This is a genomic window from Aquitalea pelogenes (assembly GCF_041914625.1).
GTDB lineage: Bacteria > Pseudomonadota > Gammaproteobacteria > Burkholderiales > Chromobacteriaceae > Aquitalea > Aquitalea pelogenes.
The window spans coordinates 1-21,501 of the sequence record NZ_JAYSDA010000003.1 but is presented as its reverse complement, the minus strand read 5'-3'; the positions used below and the strand labels follow the sequence as shown (position 1 = coordinate 21,501).

The 21,501-nt window shown below is 60.0% G+C and carries 13 protein-coding genes and 2 tRNA genes; 10 read left to right on the top strand and 5 right to left on the bottom strand.

What is annotated here, in order from left to right:
• Positions 1 to 205: 205 nt before the first annotated feature.
• Both ACE3SE_RS03410 and ACE3SE_RS03405 read right to left on the bottom strand, forming a co-directional pair.
• A tRNA-Thr gene (locus tag ACE3SE_RS03410) sits at positions 206 to 322 on the bottom strand.
• Between the two features lie 116 nt (positions 323 to 438).
• Positions 439 to 529 (bottom strand) — tRNA-Ser (locus ACE3SE_RS03405).
• Between the two features lie 169 nt (positions 530 to 698).
• Here ACE3SE_RS03405 and ACE3SE_RS03400 point away from each other — a divergent pair.
• From ACE3SE_RS03400 to ACE3SE_RS03385, 4 genes are all read left to right on the top strand, one after another.
• Positions 699 to 1,232: a GNAT family N-acetyltransferase gene (locus tag ACE3SE_RS03400; protein WP_374553905.1), complete on the top strand. Its 534-nt coding sequence runs from the start codon at positions 699 to 701 to the stop codon at positions 1,230 to 1,232.
• A 248-nt stretch (positions 1,233 to 1,480) separates the two neighbouring features.
• On the top strand, positions 1,481 to 4,672 hold the full coding sequence (locus tag ACE3SE_RS03395) for an efflux RND transporter permease subunit (RefSeq protein ID WP_374553904.1): 3,192 nt from the start codon (positions 1,481 to 1,483) through the stop codon (positions 4,670 to 4,672).
• 9 nt (positions 4,673 to 4,681) lie between these two features.
• Positions 4,682 to 5,851, top strand: a complete 1,170-nt coding sequence (locus ACE3SE_RS03390) for an efflux RND transporter periplasmic adaptor subunit (RefSeq protein ID WP_374553903.1) — start codon at positions 4,682 to 4,684, stop codon at positions 5,849 to 5,851.
• A gap of 3 nt (positions 5,852 to 5,854) precedes the next feature.
• Positions 5,855 to 7,285, top strand: coding sequence for an efflux transporter outer membrane subunit (locus tag ACE3SE_RS03385; RefSeq protein ID WP_374553902.1), 1,431 nt, complete (start codon positions 5,855 to 5,857; stop codon positions 7,283 to 7,285).
• An 81-nt stretch (positions 7,286 to 7,366) separates the two neighbouring features.
• Here the strand turns inward: ACE3SE_RS03385 and ACE3SE_RS03380 are convergent, their stop codons facing one another.
• The gene (locus ACE3SE_RS03380) at positions 7,367 to 8,023 is read right to left on the bottom strand and encodes a hypothetical protein (protein WP_062790584.1); all 657 of its coding nucleotides are present in this window, start codon (positions 8,021 to 8,023) and stop codon (positions 7,367 to 7,369) included.
• Between the two features lie 369 nt (positions 8,024 to 8,392).
• Positions 8,393 to 13,204 carry an NAD-glutamate dehydrogenase gene (locus tag ACE3SE_RS03375; RefSeq protein WP_045848084.1) on the bottom strand — a complete coding sequence of 1,604 codons (4,812 nt, stop codon included), beginning with the start codon at positions 13,202 to 13,204 and terminating at the stop codon, positions 8,393 to 8,395.
• A 518-nt stretch (positions 13,205 to 13,722) separates the two neighbouring features.
• Here ACE3SE_RS03375 and ACE3SE_RS03370 point away from each other — a divergent pair.
• The 6 genes from ACE3SE_RS03370 to ACE3SE_RS03345 all read left to right on the top strand — a co-directional run bounded on the left by ACE3SE_RS03370 (position 13,723) and on the right by ACE3SE_RS03345 (position 18,802).
• The gene (locus ACE3SE_RS03370; RefSeq protein ID WP_045848083.1) at positions 13,723 to 14,487 is read left to right on the top strand and encodes an ABC transporter substrate-binding protein; all 765 of its coding nucleotides are present in this window, start codon (positions 13,723 to 13,725) and stop codon (positions 14,485 to 14,487) included.
• A gap of 96 nt (positions 14,488 to 14,583) precedes the next feature.
• Positions 14,584 to 15,348, top strand: coding sequence for an ABC transporter substrate-binding protein (locus tag ACE3SE_RS03365; RefSeq protein WP_374553901.1), 765 nt, complete (start codon positions 14,584 to 14,586; stop codon positions 15,346 to 15,348).
• 67 nt (positions 15,349 to 15,415) lie between these two features.
• Positions 15,416 to 16,105 (top strand): ABC transporter permease, encoded by a 690-nt coding sequence (locus tag ACE3SE_RS03360; protein WP_045848081.1) that lies wholly within the window; start codon positions 15,416 to 15,418, stop codon positions 16,103 to 16,105.
• Positions 16,102 to 16,833, top strand: a complete 732-nt coding sequence (locus ACE3SE_RS03355; protein ID WP_045848080.1) for an ABC transporter permease — start codon at positions 16,102 to 16,104, stop codon at positions 16,831 to 16,833. The genes ACE3SE_RS03360 and ACE3SE_RS03355 overlap by 4 nt, the downstream gene beginning before the upstream one ends.
• A gap of 93 nt (positions 16,834 to 16,926) precedes the next feature.
• A complete protein-coding gene (locus tag ACE3SE_RS03350; RefSeq protein ID WP_374553900.1) occupies positions 16,927 to 17,724 on the top strand; it encodes an ABC transporter ATP-binding protein in 798 nt (265 codons plus the stop codon).
• Between the two features lie 100 nt (positions 17,725 to 17,824).
• Entirely contained in the window at positions 17,825 to 18,802 is a 978-nt protein-coding gene (locus tag ACE3SE_RS03345) for a GlxA family transcriptional regulator (protein ID WP_045848091.1), read from the top strand.
• Between the two features lie 254 nt (positions 18,803 to 19,056).
• On the opposite strand, the gene ACE3SE_RS03340 is transcribed toward ACE3SE_RS03345, so the two are convergent.
• The gene (locus ACE3SE_RS03340; RefSeq protein WP_374553899.1) at positions 19,057 to 21,264 is read right to left on the bottom strand and encodes an ATP-binding protein; all 2,208 of its coding nucleotides are present in this window, start codon (positions 21,262 to 21,264) and stop codon (positions 19,057 to 19,059) included.
• Between the last annotated feature and the right edge of the window lie 237 nt (positions 21,265 to 21,501).

The window sequence follows — 21,501 nt, the reverse complement described above, 5'->3', positions numbered from 1 at the left end:
AGGGTCAGTGCTCTTGTTGTTTATACTCAAGAGATCCAAATCAACAGAATCTCAGGGGCAGAATCTGGGACCGAGCTGCTAGATGCCCACCAAGAATAGGGAAAAGCAGTGATCCACATTGCTCAAATTTGCTTACATGGTGGTTACACGGTCAGAAAAAGAAAAAAGGGTTACAGGAAAAATCACTGTAACCCTTTGATTTACATGGTGCCGGTAAGAGGAGTCGAACCCCCGACCTTCGCATTACGAATGCGAGGCTTGGAATGAGTTAGCCCAAGATGTTGTTGCTGTTTTGTCACTAGTATGAATCCAACTTATCGGCCGACTTCGTCCAATAGCGGCCTAGAACAGCAAGCATCAAGTGGCCCACCCAATGGCCCACCGTTTTTCAGTTAAAACAAAAAAGCCCTGAATAATCAGGGCTTTAATGTAGATATCTGGCGGAGAGGGGGGGATTCGAACCCCCGTTAGGGTATTACCCTAAACACGCTTTCCAGGCGTGCGACTTAAACCACTCATCCACCTCTCCAGATGGCTGCTGCTGCACTGCAATGCCGTGCAACAGAGAAGCGCATAATACAGCCTTAACCCGATGCTGACAATACCCTGTCCTGCATTTTTCGCGCCCGGCCCGGCAGTTTGTGAATGCCGCCAGCCGTGGGCTACACTGCCCGATCCCCTTGCCAGACAGCCACGCCATGCTGCTCATCATTACACCACGCCTGCAGTTGCGTGAACTGACCCCGGCCGATGCCCCGCTGGTGCTGGCCTTGCTGAACGACCCGGACTTCATCCGCAACGTGGCGGATCGTGGCATTCGTACTCTTGAAGCAGCCAGCGATTACCTGCTGCGCGGGCCTTTGCTCAGTTACGCCGAGCACGGCATCGGTTTGTGGTGTGTGGAACGGCGCGAAGACGGCCAGCCGGTAGGCATGTGCGGCCTGATACGCCGTGCAGGCCTTGCCGATGTGGACGTTGGCTATGTCATGCTGCCAGCCTGGCGTGGGCTGTCTTATGCCAGCGAGGCGGCGACGGCCTGCGTGCAGTACGGCTTGCACAGCCTGCACCTGTCGCGGGTGGTGGCTTACATCAACCCCGACAATGCGGCATCCGCCCGGGTTCTGTGCAAGGCCGGACTGCATGCCTTCGGCCATACCATGCTGCCCGACACCAAGACACCGGTACTGCTGTTCAGCAGCGATACACCGGACACACCAGCAGCGCAGTCATAATTGATAACAAATTGTCATCGCATTGCCCCACGCAGCCGCCATGCATTGGGCTACTATCACAAAGGACATGGCGGTTGACCTGCTTTGGCAGCAGCGCGATGGCACAATAATAAAACTCGACTGAGCCTGCGCCCTTTTCCCTCGCTGCCACCGGCACCCCTGCCGCAGGCGGGCGCTGCCGGCACAGTCGCCAGCAACAACAAGCCGGCCACGCGGACCGGTCACAGGCAGGAAGGCAGTTTTCCCCGATGTGGATTGTTGAAACGGCGCTGCGCCGACCTTACACCTTTATCGTGATGGCCATTGTCATTGTGCTGGCCAGTGTGCTGGCGCTGCTGCGCACCCCGGTGGATGTGCTGCCGGAAATCGACATCCCGGTCATCAGCGTCATCTGGGGTTACAACGGCCTGGCACCGCAGCAAATGGCCGACCGCATCACCCAGTCCAACGAGCGCATCCTCACCACCACAGTGAATGACATCGAGCATATCGAGTCGCAGTCGCTCAACGGCATTGCGGTGATCAAGATTTTCTTCCAGCCCAACGTCAATATCCAGACCGCCATTGCCCAGGTGGTATCGGTATCGCAGGCGGTGGTACGGCAGATGCCAACCGGCACCACCGCACCGCTGGTGATCAAGTACACCGCTTCCAGCGTGCCGGTGGTGCAACTGGGCATGTCCAGCAAGACCTTGTCGGAGCAGGATGTGTTCGATGCCGCGGTCAATACCTTGCGCCCGCAACTGGTGACCATTCCCGGCGTGGCCATTCCCTACCCTTACGGCGGCAAGGTGCGCCTGCTGTCGGTGGATCTGGACCTGGCCGCCATTACCGCCAAGGGCATGACGCCGGCCAACGTGGTGAATGCCATCAGCAGCCAGAACCTGATCCTGCCTGCAGGTACTGCCAAGCTGGGTGATACCGAATTCAATATCGGCCTGAACGGTTCGCCCACCACCATTGCCGGGCTGAACAATATTCCGGTGCGCAGCAGCAATGGGGCCACCACCTATCTGGGCGAGGTGGCGCATGTGCGGGACGGCTATTCGCCGCAAACCAATATCGTGCGGCAGAACGGCCAGCGCGGCTTGTTGCTGTCGGTGTACAAGAACGGCGGCGCATCCACGCTCAGCGTGGTGGACAATCTGAAAAGCCTGCTGCCTTCGGTCACGCCCTTGCTGCCCAAGGGTATTGAAGTGTCGCTGCTGGCGGATCAGTCGGTATTCGTCAAAACCGCCGTGGAAGGCGTGGTGCACGAGGCGCTGATTGCCGCCGCGCTAACGGCCATCATGCTGCTGCTGTTTCTGGGCAACTGGCGCACCACGTCCATCATTGCCATCTCCATTCCCTTGTCGATTTTTTCCTCGGTGATTCTGCTGCATGCGGTGGGTGAAACCATCAATGTGATGACGCTGGGCGGCCTCGCGCTGGCAGTGGGCATTCTGGTGGACGATGCCACGGTGACCATCGAAAACATCGAGCGCCATCTGCACATGGGTTCGGACCTGCACACCGCCATTCTGGAAGGTGCCGGGGAAATTGCCATTCCGGCCTTTGTAGCCACGCTGTGCATCTGCATTGTGTTTGTGCCGATGTTCTTTCTGGAAGGCGTGGCGCGCTATCTGTTCGTGCCGCTGGCCGAGGCAGTGGTGTTTGCCATGCTGGCCTCCTACCTGCTGTCGCGTACGCTGGTGCCCACGCTGGCGCTGTTATTGATGGGTCATCAGGGGCGCAGCGGCCGGGTAACGGCCTGGATTCACCATGTACATGAGCGTTTCAACCATCAGTTTGAAAAACTGCGCAGCGTGTATGTGCTGTTGCTCAGCCACCTGCTGACCCACCGTCGCCGCTTTCTGGCCGGGTTTCTCGGTTTCTGCCTGCTGTCCTGCGGCCTGTACCTGCTACTGGGGCGCGACCTGTTCCCCACCGTGGATACCGGACAGATCAAGCTGCACATGCGCGCGCCCACCGGCACCCGCATCGAAAACACCGCCAGGCTGGCCGATGGCGTGGACAATGCCTTGCGGGAAATCATTCCGGCGGGCGAGCTGGACACCATCATCGACAATATCGGCCTGCCCTATTCCGGCATCAATCTGTCCTACAGCAATTCCGGCACCATCGGCACGCTGGATGCGGACATCCTGATTTCGCTAAAACCGGGCCATCAGCCAAGTGCCGATTACATCGAAAAAATTCCATCGCTGCTGGCCAAACGCTTTCCGGGGGTGGAGTTCTTCTTCCAGCCGGCCGACATCGTTACCCAGATTCTCAACTTCGGCACTCCATCAGCCATTGACGTGCAGATTTACGGCAAGAACATGGCGCAGAACCACGCCTTTGCCGTGCAGCTGGCCGACCATATCAAGCAGATCAACGGCGCAGTGGATGTCCATGTCCATCAACGCATGGATGCACCGTCGCTCAAGCTGGACATGGACCGCACCCGCCTGCAGAGCATGGGGCTGAATGCGGTCGATGTGGCACAAAACCTGTTGTTGCCGCTATCCGGCAGCCAGCAGACCCAGCCCACCTTCTGGCTGAACCCGGCCAATAGCGTGGTGTACAACATGCAGGCGCAAACCCCGCAGTACCGCATCAACGGGCTGGATGAGCTGCTGCAACTGCCGGTCAACCCGGCGGGCGTCAACGGCAGCACGCCACAGCAGCTGGGCAATCTGGTGCGCGTCAGCCCCGGCCGCGAGGCCGCCATTGTCAGCCGCTACAATATCCAGCCGGCGGTGGACATCTACGCCAATGTGCGCGGGCGCGACCTGGGCGCGGTGGCCAGCGAAATCCAGCAGCTGATCCGCCAGAGCGAGGCCGGGCTGCCCAAGGGCAGCAAGATCAGCCTGCGCGGCCAGGTGGAAACCATGCAGTCCTCCTATTCCGGGCTGGGCCTGGGCATTCTGGGTGCCATCGTGCTGGTTTACCTGCTTATCGTGGTGAACTTCCAGTCCTGGCTGGACCCCTTCATCATCATTACCGCCCTGCCCGCAGCACTGGCAGGCATTGCCTGGATGCTGATACTGACCGGCACCAACCTGAGCGTACCGGCATTGACCGGGGCCATCATGACCATGGGCGTGGCCACCGCCAACAGCATTCTGGTGGTGTCTTTTGCCCGTCAGCGCCTGCACGAAGGCCTGCCGCCACTGTCCGCCGCGCTGGAAGCCGGGGCCACCCGCCTGCGCCCGGTGCTGATGACGGCACTGGCGATGATCATCGGCATGATTCCGATGGCCATCGGCATTGGCGACGGCTCGGAACAAAACGCACCGCTGGGCCGCGCCGTCATTGGCGGCCTGCTGTTTGCCACCGTCTCCACCCTGCTCTTCGTCCCGGTGGTGTTTGCCAGCTTCCACAGTTATCTGGCCAGACGCCGCGCAGCCGCCAGCACCCCGGATGACGCAAACCCCACTACGCCTGAAGCAGCCTAGGACAACACCATGACCGATCAGCGCCATGCCAATCAGGGCGTGCCAGCCTTCCACCACGACACCCTCCCCGGCCTTGACGGCCGCGACAAGGTGGCGCGCCGCGCCCGCACCGTCACCATCATCATCGTACTGCTGTTGCTAGCCGGGCTGGGCCGCACCTTGCTGGCGCGCCAGGCCAATGCCGACACGCTGGCAAAACAGGCCAGCCAGAGTGCCATCCAGCAGGTACGGGTGGTGCAGGCGCAGAACAATCGCCACGACAACCGGCTGACCTTGCCGGCCACGCTGCAAGGCATGCGCGAGGCACTGGTGTATGCGCGTGGCAGCGGTTACGTCAGACAATGGTTCAAGGACATCGGCCAGTCGGTGAAAAAGGGCGAGCTGCTGGCGGTGCTGGACACCCCGGACATCGACAAGCAAGTAGAGGAAGCCGCCGCCAGCCATGCACTGGCACGTAACGCCTATCAGCGCTGGAGCCGCTTGCGCGCGCAGGATGCGGTTTCCCAGCAGGAGCTGGATGAAAAAACCGCCGCCTTCCAGCAAAGCCAGGCCACGCTGAAACGGCTGCGCGACCAGCAGGACTTCGGCCGCATCGTGGCACCGTTTGACGGCATCGTCACCAAACGCAATATCGACAACGGCAGTCTGGTCAATGCCGGCAATGGCGGCAGCGGCCAGTCGCTGTTCAGCGTGGCGCAGGTGGACCAGCTGCACCTGTACGTCTACCTGCCACAAGACCGTGCCAACCAGGTCAAGGTGGGCGACCCGGTGGACATCACGCTGACCGAGGGCGGCAAGCCGCTGGCAGGCAAGGTCGCCCGCACTGCCGGTGCCATCGATCCGGCCAGCCGCACCCTGCAGGTCGAGGTAGTCCTGCCCAATGCCCAGCACCAGTTGCTGCCCGGCCAGTATGTGGAAGCCAGCTTCAAGCTCAAGAGCCCCGCCGGGCTGACCCTGCCCACCAATACCCTGGTATTCGGCCCCGAGGGCAGCCAGGTGGCCGTGGTGGACGAACACAACAAGGTAAGACTGCAAAAAGTGGCACTGGGGACAGACTATGGCAAGGACATTGCCATCAAGGCCGGGCTGAGCGGCAAGGAGCGCATCATCCTGAATCCGTCCGATGCCATCCACAACGGCCAGAGCGTGGCCATTGTCGCCAGCGGCAAGGGTGAGTGAGCCATGCGCGCCTTCCTTACCCCGCTGGCTGGCACCAGCTTGCTGCTGACGCTGGCCGGCTGCGCGGCCATCGGACCGGACTACCGCACCCCGGCCATCAGTGACATGCCCACCAGCTGGCAAGGCAGCGGGCAGTGGCAAGCAGCCCAGCCAGCCGACCAGCAGGCCAAACAGCCCTGGTGGCAACAGTTTGGCGATGCCACGCTCAACCGGCTGGAAGCCGACTGCATGGCCGGCAATGCCAGCCTGAAACTGGCACTGTCCCGCCTGCAACAGGCCCAGGCCCAGGCTGGCATCCATGCCGCAGCCACCCTGCCCGCTGTCAGTGCTGGAGCCAGCGTCAGCCGCACACGCATTTCGGCTGACCGTCCCCTCACCAATTACCAGTCCACCAATAGCAGCACCATCCAGAACGATTACAAGCCCACGCTGAATGTGAGCTACGAATTCGACTGGCTGGGCCGGGTACGCCGTGACGTGGAAAGCGCACGCGCCAGCGCCGCGCAAAGCCAGGCTGACAGCGAAAACGTGCGCCTGCTGCTGAGTGCGCAACTTGCCACGGCCTATTTCCAGCTGCGCCAGCTGGATGAGGAAAGCGCCCTGCTGCGGCAATCCATCAGCCTGCAGCAAAAAGTGCTGCAGCTGACTGAAATCCGCCATCGCGAAGGGCTGGACGCCGCCGGTGCACTGGCCACCCAGCAAGCCAGCCTGCAAGCGGCGCAGGCCCAGCTAAGCCTGCTGGGCAACCAGCGCCAGCAGCAGCAGGACTTGCTGGCCACCCTGAGCGGCCATCCGGCCAGCAGTTTCCAGCTGGGTGCAGCGAGCCTGCCGGCCCGCCTGCCCGTCATTCCAGCGGGCGTTCCGGCCGATCTGCTGCAACGCCGCCCGGACATTGCCGCCGCCGAACGCGCGATGGCCGCCGCCAATGCGCAAATCGGCGTGGCCAAGGCCGCCTGGTTCCCGCAGCTCACGCTGTCGCCCACCTATATCGGTTATGAGTCCGCCCAGCTGGCACGGCTGGTTTCCGCACCGGCCCTGGTGTGGTCGCTGGGCCTGCAAGCAGGCCAGACCCTGTTTGACAATGGCAAGACCCGCGCCGGGGTGGACTATGCCGAGGCTGGTTATCAGGCCGCTGCCAGCAGTTATCGCCAGACAGTCTTGCAGGCCATCCAGGAAACACAGGACGCACTATCCACCCTGCAAGGGCTGGATCAGGCCAGCACGCAGCAAGGCGACGCAGTCAGCAGCCAGCAGCACGCCTACGACATTTCCCTGTTGCGCTATCGCGAAGGGCTGGATAACGCGCTGACGCTGGCCATCAACCAGCAAAGCCTGCTTGGCGCACAACGCCTGCAAGCCCAGCTGCATGGCAGCCAGTTTGTCTGGAGTGTCAATCTGATCAAGGCGCTAGGCGGAAGCTGGCAGGCGCAGTGAAGCAGGACGGTCCTGGCCGCGCCCATGAAAAAACCCCGCACATCGAGGCGGGGTTTTTCTTGCGTCAGCGCCGGCGCAGCTTCAGGCAGTCACGCGCAAGTCCTGCAGGCCGTCCTCGGCCGGGACATCCACATAGCGGACCAGGCCCGGCAAATCGTCCGGCAAGGCTGTTGTCGCTGCGGCGCCTTCCAGCAGCGCCAGCACCGGCTGCAACACAACACGGCGCAGCAGGCCTTCGTCGGTGCTCAGGGCATCCAGTCGCAGGCTGTAGGTCCATTCATCGCCAAACGGCGATTCGTCATCTTCCCAGCGCAGCAGGCGGCCTGCCTGATTCAGCCAGGGCTGCCAGCCGGTGGCGGGGAAGCCGACGTAGGCGTCGTAATCGAAGCTGAATTCACAGGTCCAGTGCGCAATGTGCAGCACCGGGCCCAGCGGCTCCGCCCCTGCACCCGAACCAACACGTGGCACGCCGTCGCCCGCCAAGCTGATCTGGAAATTCAGGAAGGCGACGATAGTGTCCTTGCGCTTTTTCTTTTGAAGCAGCGGCAGGCTGCAGCACAGCGCCTGGCGGGATTCGCCGCGTTTTTGCTGTTCGGTCAGCGGCTTGCCCACGGTGCACAGTCCGCTGGCCGGCAAGGCCTGCTGCAGTAGTTCGATCAGCGCCTGTTCCAGTTGCTTGGCGTGGCGCCAGGCTTGCTCTGCTTCCCGAGCGGAGGCGTCGGCCTGTGTGTTCTGCATCTTGTCATTCCAGTCTGTTCGGCATGATGGATGCCGGAGTCAAGTGCGGATGATAGCCGGATTTGCCTGCTGCCGTCCGCCGCTTCTCATCAAACCCGGCGCATTTTGTGCTGATCACCATAAAAAAACCGGCCCCTGGGGGCCGGTTGGTAAATTAATGCCAACCCAATCTCTCCTTCCACTAAGAAGGAGAGGCTCCCTTGCAGGGCAAGGGCGGGGGGATTGGGATGAAATAAAAAGGCTGCGGACTGAATGACTAATCCGGAGAGGCCCGGCTACGCCGGGTCCTGCAGAACCGAAGCAAATCACTTTGTCAGCAGCCTGAAAACCGGCCCCTGGGGGCCGGTTTGATATTGCAATACTGACAGATCAGGCCAGCAGGTGATTGTTGAGCTCGCGCATGCCAGCAGACAGCATGGCCAGGTCCAGCACGCTGAAGGACTGCAGCTCGGCAAACATCTGGTAGCACAGTTCCAGCTCGCCACGACGCTTGCTCAGCCAGGCATCGGCAAAAGCCTTGTCGCCGATGGCTTCGCTGAGGGCCAGCTTGGCCAGCTTGCGATGCAGGCGGTACAGGTCGTCACGCAGCGCGGAACGGGCCAGCGACTGCCAGCGGTTGTCGCGCGGCAGACCGGTAATGGCGTCACGCAGCCAGTCCAGTTGCAGGGTGCGACCCAGCTGGAAGTAGTTCTGTGCCACTTCGTCCTGCGACAGTTCGCCGCCTTCGCTGATTTCGATGATGTCCATCAGCGGTACGGCAAACTCCAGACGCGCCAGCACGCGGGCCAGTTCCTGCGGCATGTTCGGCAGGCTCAGGCGGGCTTCCAGCTCGGCCACGGCCGGGTACTGTCTGGCATCCACCAGTGCCGGCAGACGTGCCAGCAGTTCCTGTACCTTGCCGGCGTACTGTTCGATCACGGCATTCACCGAGGTGAACGGACGCTTGTTGCGCAGCACCCAGCGGGTGACGCGTTCGATCAGGGTACGCACCAGCACCATCATCTGCATTTGCTGGTCGGCCGGAATCAGGTTGTCCAGCGCTTCGATCTGGCCCCACAGGTTTTCCGCATCAAACACGCGGCTGGCAATCCACCAGGCGCGGGCGATGTCGGCCGCGGAGAACGGCGACTCTTCCTGCAGGCGGAACACGAAGGTGGTGCCCATGCGGTTGATGATCTGGTTGGCCAGCTGGTTGGCGATGATTTCGCGACGCAGCTGATGCTGTTCCATCTGCTTGCCAAAGCGCTGTTGCAGCGGTTTGGGGAAGTAGTTCACCAGCACCGGCAGGAAGTCGGCATCGTCCGGCACATCGGTAGCCAGAATGGCCTGATCCAGCGAAATCTTGCTGTACGCCAGCAATACGGCGATTTCCGGCACGGTGAGACCCTGACGCGCCAGACGGCGTTCGTTGATCTGGGTATCGGACGGCAGGTATTCGATTTCGCGGTTCAGTTCGCCCGTCTTTTCCATGTGCGCAATCATGCGGGCATGGGTGGACAGCATGGAGGCGGCTTCCAGACGCTTGATGGCCAGTACCTGGGTTTGCAGCACGTTATTGCGCAGCACCAGATGACCCACTTCTTCGGTCATTTCGGCCAGCAGTTCATTACGCTGTTTCAGCGTCATGTCACCGGCTTGCATCACCGCGCCCAGCAGGATCTTGATGTTGACTTCGTGGTCGGAGCAATCCACACCAGCGGAGTTGTCGATGGCGTCGGTGGCGATACGGCCGCCGCACAGCGCAAATTCGACACGACCCAGCTGGGTGCAGGTCAGGTTACCGCCTTCAGCCACCACGCGGGCTTGCAGCTCGTTGCCATTGACACGTACCGGATCGCAAGCGCGGTCGCGGGCGTCGGCATGGCTCTGAGTGGAAGCCTTGATGTAAGTACCGATACCGCCGTTGTACAGCAGGTCGATCTTGGCCTTGAGGATTTCATGGATCAGCTCGTTCGGCGCCATGTGGTCCTTGTCGGTTTCCAGCCAGGCCTTGACTTCAGGCGACAGCGGAATGGACTTGGCCGAGCGCTCGAAAATGCCACCACCCTTGGAAATCAGCTCGCGGTTGTAATCTGCCCAGCTGGAACGCGGCAGATTGAACAGGCGGGCACGTTCGGCAAAGCTGGTCTTGGCGTCCGGGGTCGGGTCCAGGAAGATGTGCAGGTGGTTGAACGCGGCCTTCAGGCAGATGTGTTCGGACAGCAGCATGCCGTTACCGAATACGTCGCCAGCCATGTCGCCAATGCCGATCACGGTGAAATCCTGCTCCTGGGTGTTGATGCCCAGATGGCGGAAGTGGCGCTTGACCGATTCCCAGGCACCGCGGGCGGTAATGCCCATGCCCTTGTGGTCGTAACCGGCGGAACCACCGGAGGCAAAAGCGTCACCCAGCCAGAAGCCGTAGGATTCGGAAATGCCGTTGGCGATGTCGGAGAAGGTTGCAGTGCCCTTGTCGGCAGCCACCACCAGGTACGGATCATCCGGGTCCAGACGGCGCACGTCCTTGGGCGGAATGATCTGACCGGTCACCAGGTTGTCGGTGACATCCAGCAGCGCGGAGATGAAGATCTTGTAGCAGGCGATACCTTCAGCCAGGAAGGCTTCGCGGTCGCTCGGTGCCGGCAGTTGCTTGCCGACAAAGCCACCCTTGGAACCCATCGGCACGATGACGGAGTTCTTCACCATCTGCGCTTTCACCAGGCCCAGCACTTCGGTACGGAAGTCTTCCATGCGGTCGGACCAGCGCAGGCCGCCACGCGCTACCTTGGAGCCGCGCAGGTGCACGCCTTCCACACGCGGGCTGTACACCCAGATTTCAAACATCGGGCGCGGCTGCGGCAGGAAGGGAATCAGGTTGGATTCCAGCTTGAAGGACATATAGGACTTGAACTGGCCGTCGGCATCCTTCTGCCAGAAGTTGGTGCGGCGGGTAGCCAGAATCACGGCCAGGAAGCCGTTCAGGATACGGTCTTCATCCAGGTTGGCCACATTGTCCAGCAGCTCTTTCACTTCGGCCAGCAGTGCATCAGCGCGGGCGTCGTCGGCATTCACCGGGTCCAGGCGGGCCACGAACAGCGCCACCAGACGACGGGTGATTTCCGGGTAGTTGGCCACGCACTGTTCCAGATAGTTCTGGCTGAAGGTGAGGCCGCCCTGACGCAGGTACTTCGCCAGCGCACGCACCAGCGAGATTTCACGCCAGTCCAGGCCGGCAATCAGCGCCAGACGGTTGAAGCCGTCGTTTTCGCAACGCTTGGCAAACACCTGGGACAGCAGCTCCTGGAAGTCTTTCTGTACCGCTTCGCTGGACATCTGTTCGAAGAAGGCACCCACGTCCAGGCCAAAGTCGCTGATCCACACCGCGGAGCCGTCTTCACGCTCGACACGGTACGGATGCTCGTCGCGCACCTTGACGCCCATGTTTTCCAGAATCGGCAGGCTGGCGGACAGGCTCATCGGCTCGCCTTCGCGGAACAGCTTCAGGTTGAATGCCTGGTTGCCGCGATGGAAAGGACGGTACAGCTTCATGGCCAGCGGGTTGCTGGCAGACACGGATTCCAGCAATTGCACGTCCAGCACTGCATTACGTACGGCAAACTCTTCGCGGTACGCCACCGGGAAGGCGGTGCGGTAGCGATTGAACAGCAGGTTGCCGGCTTCTTCGCCATGCACTTCCACCAGTTGCTGGTGCATTTCTTCCACCCAGCCACGTACCAGACGGGCGATTTCCGCCTCGATATCGGATTCGCGGAAGGCCGGCAGCTTGGAGGCGTTGGTGCGGATGATGTAATGCACGCGTGCCAGCGAGCTGTCGCTGATCTGCACGCTGAATTCTGCCGAGCTGCCGTTGAAGGCAGTCATCAGCACCTTCTCGATTTTCAGGCGCACTTCGGTATTGAAGCTGTCACGCGGCACGTATACCAGGCTGCTGACATAGCGGTGGTAGCGGTCCTTGCGCACGAACAGGCGCACGCGCGGGCGCTCTTGCAGGCTGACAATGCCTTCGGCGATCGGGCCCAGCACATCGGCCGGAATTTCAAACAGCTCGTCACGCGGATAGCTTTCCAGCACAAAACCCAGGGTCTTGGCCTTGTAGCTGTCGTCCACGTAATCGCAGTTGGCCACCACGCTGGCCACTTTCTGACGCACCAGCGGAATGTCTTTCGGCGAAGCCTGATAGGCACCGGCGGTATACAGGCCAAGGAAACGGCGCTCGCCGATCACTTCGCCCTTGTCGTTGAAGCGCTTGATGCCGACAAAGTCGACATAGGCCGGGCGGTGGATGATGGAGCGGGTTTGCGATTTGTTCAGGATGATCAGCTGCGGCAGGTGCGCCAGTTCGCGCAGTTCTTGCGGCAGGGTTTCAAAGCTGGCGGAGTATTCCTTGTCGCCCTGGTCGCGCAGGATGCCCAGGCCGGAATCCTTGACGATCTTCAGGCTGTCCTTGCCATCACGCTTGACCAGGTCGTAGTCGCAATAGCCCATGAACAGGAAGTGGTTGGCCGCCATCCAGCCGAGGAAATCCACGGCTTCCTTGGCTTCTGCCGCCCGTTCGCCCTTGACCTTGGCCAGGTCCTTGCCGATGTCGCCCACCACGGCGCGCATTTTCGGCTCGTCGCTCACCACCAGACGGATGTCGGCAATGATGCGGTTCAGTTCGGCTTCCAGCTTTTGCAGGGTGGCGGCATCGCTGACGCGGTCGATCTGCACGTGGATGAAGGATTCCAGCGGCAGGCTGCGGTCTTGCGTGCGTTTTACTTCCAGCAGGTTGCCGTTCTTGTCGCGACCAACCGACAACACCGGGTGCACCAAGAGGTGCAGATTGATGTTGTAGCGCGACAGCAGCATGGAAATGGAGTCGATCAGGAAAGGCATGTCGTCGTTGACGACTTCAATCACCGAATGGGTGCTTTGCCAGCCATCACGCTCGAAATCGGGAGTATAGATACGCACCTTGTGCTGGCCGGGGTTACGCTTGCGCGCGAACTCGAAATGGGCCAGTGCAGCACCGAACAGATCCAGCGAGGAAAACTGGCGCAGGTCGGCATGCTCGGTTTCTTCAAAGTAGATCGGGAAGAATCCGGCGAGTTGTGGTGTCTCCTTGGGTGAAAGCTTGCTCTCGGCAACGGCCTGAATATCGGCAATCAGGCTCGCCAGTTCGGTCTTGTTGGTAAGCGACATGGGGCTTCTCTTGTTGTATGCACGGTTTGTGTCGGGGCATTGTAGTAAGCCCGCTACCAGCGGGATTTCCTTAATGCGACATCGACTTACAGAAAGATGGGATGCAGTGCAGCATGAAAAACCGGCAGCCACTGCACTACTGGTTTTTCTCCCACTATTTGCCTTATAGCAATGCGACGGCCAATTACAAAAAGGCCGTGACAGCCTACATTGTATACAATCCGACAATCAAGTTATAAGTGACTGATTTTGATGACGTTTCACAAGAGTTACAAACTGGCGTAGAATGCGCCCCTTCGCAATTTGTTGCTATCCGCGCCAAATGCGACTGATTGTTGGGCAGGGAGTTTCCGTGCCACCATTGCCTGGCGTCTTCACAGGAGGCGCATGCAGGCATAACAACAACAGGTTCCGGCCGTGCTGCCCAGGCAGCCATCCCATCCGCGCCGGGTTTACAAAGTAAGACCACGGGAACAAGCAGCACGCTTGCTCCCTGCATGCGAGAAGCAGAGACACATATGAAGAAGGTTATTTTTGCGGCTGCAGTTGCAGTCAGCCTGTCCGGTTTTGCCAGTCACGCAGAAACCATCCGCTTTGGTGTAGACCTCAACTACCCGCCGTTCTCCAAGCAAGGTGCTGATGGCAAGCCGGAAGGTTTCGACATCGACATGGCCCAGGCCCTGTGTACCGCCATGAAGGTGAGCTGCCAGATCGTGCCGCAGGACTGGGACGGCCTGATTCCCGCACTGAATGCCAACAAGTTCGACGCCATCCTGTCTTCGATGCAAATCACCGAAGAGCGCAAGAAGGCCGTCGACTTCAGCAACAAGTACTACAACATCGCCAGCCGCATCGTGGCCAAGAGCAACACCCAGGTGTCGCAAACTTCCTTCAAGGGCAAGAAGATCGGCGTGCTGCGTGCGTCCACCCAGGAAAAGTTTGCCCGTGACTTCTGGGGCAAGAACGGTGCCACCATCGTGGCTTACACCAAGTCCCCTGAATCCTTCCTCGACCTGAAAGCCGGCCGTGTTGATGCCGTCTTTGTCGATGGCGCAGTGGGCGAGCAGGAATTCCTCAAGACCGACGGTGGCAAGGGCTACGCCTTTGTCGGCCCCAACTACGCCGACGTGAAGTACTTCGGTCTGGGCGCCGGCATTGCCGTGAAAAAGGGCAACCAGGCCCTGGCCACGCGCATCAACAAGGCCATCGAGCAGATCCGCAAGGATGGCAGCTACAAGAAAGTACAGGACAAGTACTTCCACTTTGACGTCTACGGCGGCTAAGCCCGGCACGTCTGCTGCATAGTCCAGCTTGCGCCGGCAGCCTGCCTGTCGGCGCACAGGACCACACATCCAACAAAAAGACCTACCGGAGAAACCATGTTCAAGTCCCTCATGGTGCTGGGCGCGTGCGCGCTCGGCATGGCTGCTGCTGCCCAAGGCGAAACCCTGCGCTTTGCCACCGATGCCAGTTACCCGCCGTTTTCCCAACAAGGCCCGGACAGCAAGATGAAGGGCTTCGACCCTGATATCGCCCAGGCCCTGTGTTCTGCCATGAAAGTGACCTGCGAAGTGGTGCCGCAGGACTTCGACGGCATCATCCCTGCCCTGCAGGCACGCAAGTTCGACGCCATCATCGCCTCGATGAACATCACCGAAGAGCGCAAGAAGGTGGTCAGCTTCTCCAACAAGTACTACAACATGCCCAGCCGTCTGGTAGCCAAACAAGGCAGCCAGATCAACGATGCCTGGTTCAAGGGCAAGAAGATTGGCGTATTGCGTTCTTCCATCCAGGAAAAATACGCCCGTGACAACTGGGTAAAGCTGGGCGCAAAACTGGTGTCCTATGCCAAGGCGCCGGAATCCTTCCTCGACCTGAAAGCCGGGCGCGTGGATGCCAGCTTTGTCGATGCCGCCGTGGGTGAGTCCGACTTCATCAAGACACCGGCGGGCAAGGGTTACGCCTTTGCCGGGCCGGAGTACAACGAGGTGAAGTACTTCGGTGAAGGCGCAGCCGTTGCCGTACGCAAGACCGACGCAGCCCTGCTGGCCCGCATCAACAAGGCCTTGCAGCAGATTCGTGCCGACGGTAGCTACGACAAGATCCAGAAGAAGTATTTCAGCTTCGACATCTACGGCAAATAAACCGTCATGGTGGCGCGGGCGAGCAGTCGTCCGCGCCGTCCCTTCCCGGGAAACACAGGGGTAGTACATGTTTTTACACGGATATCTTCCCAGCATCCTCGATGGAGCGGTGCTGACACTGAAACTGGCGGCGGCATCGCTGGCGGTTTCCGTCGTACTGGGCCTGGTCGGTGCCATGTTCAAGATGGCCCCGTCCAAACCCTTGCGCACACTGGCCGAGCTTTACTCTACCGTGGTGCGTGGTGTGCCGGACCTGGTATGGATGTTCTTGCTGTTCTTCGGCGTGCAGATGCTGCTCAACGATGTGGCCGCCGCCATGGGCTGGGCCGCCCCGGACATCGACCCCTTCATTGCCGGGGTGCTGACACTGGGCTTCATCTTCGGTGCCTACATGACCGAAACCTTCCGCGGCGCCATCATGGCCGTGCCAAAGGGACAGATGGAAGCCGGTGCCGCCTACGGCATGGGGCCGCTGCGCATTTTCTGGCGCATCACCTTTCCGCAAATGGTGCGCTTTGCCCTGCCCAGCTTTACCAATAACTGGCTGGTACTGGTGAAGTCCACCGCGCTGGTCTCGGTGATCGGCCTGAATGACGTGATGTACCGCGCCGACGCAGCCAAGTCCAATACCCAGGAGCCGTTTACCGTCTACATGCTGGTAGCGGTGATCTTCCTGGTGATCACCAGCGTGTCCAACATCCTGCTGGGCATGCTGGAGCGTCGCTATTCCACCGGTCTGAAGGAGAACGGCCTGTGATCGACTTTCACCTTATCCTCGACAAATTGCCGGCCTTTCTGGGCGGGGCCGACGGTCAGCCACTGCTCAGCACCAGCGACGGCATCGTGATGACCCTGGAGCTGCTGGGCGCCTCGCTGCTGTTGGGCATGCTGCTGGCCATTCCGCTGGCGCTGGGCCGGGTGTCGAAAAACCGCCTGCTGTCCGGTAGTGTCTGGCTCTACACCTATGTGTTCCGCGGCACACCGCTGCTGGTACAGCTGTTCATCATCTACTACGGCCTGTCGCAGTTTGATGCCGTACGCGAGAGCTGGCTGTGGCAATACCTGCAGGATGCCTGGTTCTGCGCCATTCTGGCCTTTACCCTGAACACTGCGGCCTACACCACCGAAATCATCGCCGGCCAGATCCGCACCACCCACTGGGGCGAAATCGAAGCCGCCCGCGCCATGGGCATGAGCAAATGGCTGATGATGCGCCGTATCGTCATTCCTTCCGCCCTGCGCCGCGCCCTGCCGGCCTACAGCAACGAAGTGATCATGATGATGCAAAGCACGGCGGTGGCCGGTCTGGTTACCCTGGCCGACATCACCGGGGTGGCACGCCGCATTTACAGCGATACCTATATGGCCTTCGAGCCCTTCCTGATTGCCGGGGCCATCTATCTGGTACTCACTTTTGTCTTTGTCTGGCTGTTCAAGCAGGCAGAGCAACGCTGGCTGGCCTACCTGGCCCCGCGCAAGCATTGACAGCGTGGGCAGCCCCGCGGCTGCCTTCTTTCAGCAATGGCCGGCTGTCGGCATGACAGCGGCGCGATGAAACCTTATACAAGGGTTGCAAGCATGAAACACAACGACGCGGCACCAGCCACCGACATCAAACTGCGCGTGAGCGACCTGCATAAAAGCTATGGCAGCCACGAAGTGCTCAAGGGGGTATCCCTCACCGCCCATGCCGGTGACGTGATCAGCATCATCGGCTCCTCCGGCTCGGGCAAAAGTACCTTCCTGCGCTGCATCAACATGCTGGAGCACCCCAACAGCGGGCAGATCCAGCTGGGCGGCGAAGAGCTGCAACTGGTACCGGACAAGAAAACCGGCGCGCTGCGTGCCGCCAACCACAAGCAGCTGGAGCGCATCCGTACCCGGCTGGCCATGGTGTTCCAGCATTTCAACTTGTGGGCACACATGACGGTGCTGGAAAACATCATCGAAGCGCCCATCCATGTACTGGGCCTGTCGCGGGACGAGGCCATTGCCCGTGCGCGCAAGTATCTGGACAAGGTGGGCCTGAAAGACGTGGAAGGCAAATACCCGTCGCACATGTCCGGCGGTCAGCAGCAGCGTGTAGCCATCGCCCGCGCACTGGCCATGGAACCGGAAGTGATGCTGTTTGACGAACCGACTTCAGCACTGGACCCGGAACTGGTCGGCGAAGTATTGCGGGTGATGCAGGACCTGGCGCGCGAAGGCCGTACCATGGTGGTGGTGACCCACGAAATGGGCTTTGCCCGCGAAGTGTCCAACCACGTGATTTTCCTGCACAAAGGCAAGATCGAAGAACAAGGCAATCCGCGCGAAGTGCTGGCCAATCCGCAAAGCGAGCGGCTTGCACAATTCCTCTCCGGCAGTCTTAAATAAATCGTACAATGCCACACTGAAATAGCAGCGCCACGCCATCCACGGCATGGCCTGCTTTTTTGGTATAGTGCTCAACTTTTTTGCAAACATGGGTCAATCAATGCACGCTGCCAAACCGTTACGCTACGGTTTTCTCCTGCTTCCGCACGCTTCCATGGCCGACTTTGCCATCGCCAGCGAAGTGCTGACCCGTGCCAATCAACTGGCCGAAAAAAAGCTGTACGAATTCTTGCCGCTGTCGCTCAATGGCCTGCCGGTTGCCATGTCCAATGGCTTGAAGCTGCCGGTGGACCTGCCACTGGCTTACGCGCCAAAGCTGGACGGCCTGTTCATCCTGGCGGACGACATCACCATTGATGTCAATCTGGACGAACTGCTCAAAAGCATCAGCGGCCTGCACACCGACAAGCTGCCCATTGCCGGCATTGGCTGCGGCAGTTACTGGATGGCCCGCGCCGGCTTGCTCAACGGCTTTCGCGCCACCATTCACTGGCAGGAAATCAGCCGTTTTACCGAGGAATTCCACGAGGTCATCGTTTCGTCCAACCTGTACGAAACCGACCGCTGCCGCATGAGCTGTGCCGGTGGTGCAGCCACACTGGATTTCATGCTGTCGCTGGTTGGCAATCAGCATGGCCATGAGTTCACCGCCCGCCTGTCGGAAATGTTCAGCATCGAACGCCTGCGCCCCGGCAACGAGCGCCAGCGCATTCCGCTGGCCACCCGCATTGGCGGCAGCCAACCCAAGCTGACCGAAGCCGTCAGCCTGATGGAAGCCAATATCGAAGAGCCGCTGACCACCGACGACATTGCCTACTATGTCGGGGTGTCACGTCGCCAGCTGGAACGCCTGTTCAAGCAGTACCTGAGCACCGTGCCATCCAAATACTATCTGGAGCTGCGCCTGAGCCGCGCCCGCCAGTTGCTGCAGCAAACCAGCAAGTCCATCGTGCAAATCGGCCTGGCTTGCGGCTTCTCCAGCGGCCCGCACTTCTCCAGCACCTATCGCAATCACTTTGGCATCACCCCGCGCGAGGAACGTGCACAACGCACCCAGGTGGTGGTTGAGCCACGCTGATCCACCAGCGCCATACCTACCAAGCAAAAGAGCCGCAAAGCGGCTCTTTTGCTTATTGCCCCTCTCGCTTTCTGAAAAGAAAGCGAGGCCCCCTTACAAGGTAAGGGCGGGGGGATAGGGATGAGATGGGAAGGCTGCGGAAACAAGCAGTAAGTCGAAAGGACCGGCTTTGCCGGGACCGGCCAAACCGCACCGAATCACTTGTCAGCAGCCTGAAGAGCCGCAATGCGGCTCTTTTTGGTATTGAATCCGTCTCAACCGGCGGCTGGTTCCTGCTCTGTCGCAGCCACCGTTTGCGACAAGGGTAGCTCGATACGGAAGCAGGCACCGCTCGCTGGAATGTTTTCTGCACAAATCAGGCCGCCATACTGCTCGACAATGGTCTGGCAGATCGACAAACCCAGGCCCATGCCATTCTGCTTGGTAGAAAAGAAAGGATGGAACAGCACTTCCAGCGACTCCGGAGAAATGCCACGGCCGGTATCACGCACTTCCAGAATGGCCTTCTTGCCCTCACGCCGGGTGTGAATGATGATATGGCGCTTCATCACCGGTTCATCGCGCAGCGCATCCATGGCATTGGACAACAGGTTCAGCACCACCTGCTCCATCTGGATGCTGTCCGCCATCACCGTCATCGGATACACCGACAACAGCTGCACCATCTCGATACCACGCTCCTTGAGGTCGTACTCCGCCAGGAACATGCAGTTGCCCACCACCTGGTTCAGGTCGATCAGGCGGATTTCCATGGCCCGCTTGCTCACCAGGGCACGCAAGCGCTTGATGATTTCACCGGCACGGTCCGCTTGTGCCACTGCCAGTCGCAAGGCGGATTCTATCTGCGGCCGGCTGTCTTCACCAAACTCCAGCAACTGCAAGGAAGCCTGGCAGTAATTGGAAATGGCAGTCAGCGGCTGATTCACTTCATGAGCAATACCGGAGGCCATTTCACCCATGGTATGCAAACGCGCTACGTGAGACAGCTTTTCCAGATGCTCCTTCACCCGCAACTCGCTGGCCTCCAGCGCCTCGGCAGCGCGCTGCCGTACCGGCCCCATATCGCGCAAGGCACACACCACACCGGTCAGGCTGCCCGCACGGGAAAACAGCGGCGCAATCGCCCCCTCCACCAGACGCACATGCCCGCGCGCCGTTGCCAGCTGCATCCGCTCGGGCAATTCAACCGTATGCGCCTGGCGATAGCATTCGCTGATCGGATTCTCGGCAAACTCGGCCGATAGCTCGCCAATCAAGCGGAACACATTCTGGTAGGGCTGGCCGACTACCTCTTCCCGACTCACGCCCAGCAAGGTCAAAGCCATCGGATTGGCCATTTCGATCTGCTGCTGCGTATCCAGGATGATCACGCCATCATGCACGGCATTCAAGGCGACGGCAGCACGCTCGCTTTGCAGGAACAAGGCTTCATCCGCCTGACTCTGTGCCCGGCGCAAGGCAAGACGCTGACTGTACAGCAGCCACAGCGAAAGCATCAGCGACAGGACCAGCCCTTCACGCAGCAGCAAACCACCGAACTTGAAATCGCCCGGAAACACCTCCTTGCCCACCCGCAAGGTAAATGGCTGGGACTGACTCACCAGCGGCAAGCTGATGTCCAGCTTGGCTACCGCAGGCCACCACCCTCCTCCGTTGCTGTGCTTGCCCGGAATGGTATAGATGGTTGAGCCCGGATTCGCCGTAGCCATGATCGATAGTTCCAGATCCGCCGGCACTCCTTCACCCGGAGAGATGGTGAGCAATTTCTCGCAGTACACCACCAGCGCCACCACGCCAATCAACTCCTTGTGCGCCCCGCTTGCCTGCCGGACCGGAGAATCCAGAAACACCGGCTGCATCAATAGATAGACACGTCCACCTTCATACAAATCGAAAGGCACCGAGGCGACTTTGCGCCCGCTGCGAATGGCTTGCTTGATCTCGGTGGCAAAACGCGGCTCATGCAACACGTCATAGCCATATACCGAACTGGCTGCTGCAATGTCCGGCTCGATCATGGTTACCACCAGATGCTGCTCACGCACGGGCGCAGGTACCCAGCTGCGGCGACCGGCAATATCGAAATCCCGGATAAAAAAGGTCTTGCCGAAGCGCTGCTGCATTTCGTCCAGGAATGTATTGCGGTTATCCCGGCTGACATTCTGGAAAAACTCTACGGTATACAGCTGAGAATAATGAGACAGCAGCTGATGAGAAAATGACTTGAGAATCGGCATCTCGAACTTCTGCCGCGACATCAGCATGGCATCCAGTGCAGCCAGCACCGATTCATTCTGGTCCAGCTTTCTGGCAATCACGCCATGCGCCAGCCTGGCTGTACGGTCAAAGTCTTCCTGAATGCGTTGATACTCTGACATTGCCCATTGAATACCCACCATCAGGGACACGGCCAGCCACAGCAGCACAAACAGGTGCAGGCGTTTATGCAGATAATCAAGCAAGGGAGTCTCTCAGAGAAAGCGTGGAATCAAGTCGGCAGAATGCCAGGATCAAATCATGCCGGACATTGTAAACCGGCCACTCCAGCAGTAACAGCGTAGTACTGCTTACCTTGAAAGCGGGGAATACAGGCTAATGCCCGCCTGCACATCAGTTGTTTGGTCAGCAATTTTCACCGCCAAATGCACAAAGCCCAGCTCGTTTGAGCTGGGCTTCGAAGGGGGAGTCTGGCAGTGTCC

Coding starts and splice junctions, on each gene's coding strand:
- ACE3SE_RS03365 (WP_374553901.1), top strand. CDS start 14,584: ATGTTCAAGTCCCTCATGGTGCTGGGCGCGTGCGCGCTCGGCATGGCT.
- ACE3SE_RS03350 (WP_374553900.1), top strand. CDS start 16,927: ATGAAACACAACGACGCGGCACCAGCCACCGACATCAAACTGCGCGTG.
- ACE3SE_RS03390 (WP_374553903.1), top strand. CDS start 4,682: ATGACCGATCAGCGCCATGCCAATCAGGGCGTGCCAGCCTTCCACCAC.
- ACE3SE_RS03385 (WP_374553902.1), top strand. CDS start 5,855: ATGCGCGCCTTCCTTACCCCGCTGGCTGGCACCAGCTTGCTGCTGACG.
- ACE3SE_RS03345 (WP_045848091.1), top strand. CDS start 17,825: ATGCACGCTGCCAAACCGTTACGCTACGGTTTTCTCCTGCTTCCGCAC.
- ACE3SE_RS03375 (WP_045848084.1), bottom strand. CDS start 13,204: ATGTCGCTTACCAACAAGACCGAACTGGCGAGCCTGATTGCCGATATT.
- ACE3SE_RS03395 (WP_374553904.1), top strand. CDS start 1,481: ATGTGGATTGTTGAAACGGCGCTGCGCCGACCTTACACCTTTATCGTG.
- ACE3SE_RS03370 (WP_045848083.1), top strand. CDS start 13,723: ATGAAGAAGGTTATTTTTGCGGCTGCAGTTGCAGTCAGCCTGTCCGGT.
- ACE3SE_RS03360 (WP_045848081.1), top strand. CDS start 15,416: ATGTTTTTACACGGATATCTTCCCAGCATCCTCGATGGAGCGGTGCTG.
- ACE3SE_RS03400 (WP_374553905.1), top strand. CDS start 699: ATGCTGCTCATCATTACACCACGCCTGCAGTTGCGTGAACTGACCCCG.
- ACE3SE_RS03380 (WP_062790584.1), bottom strand. CDS start 8,023: ATGCAGAACACACAGGCCGACGCCTCCGCTCGGGAAGCAGAGCAAGCC.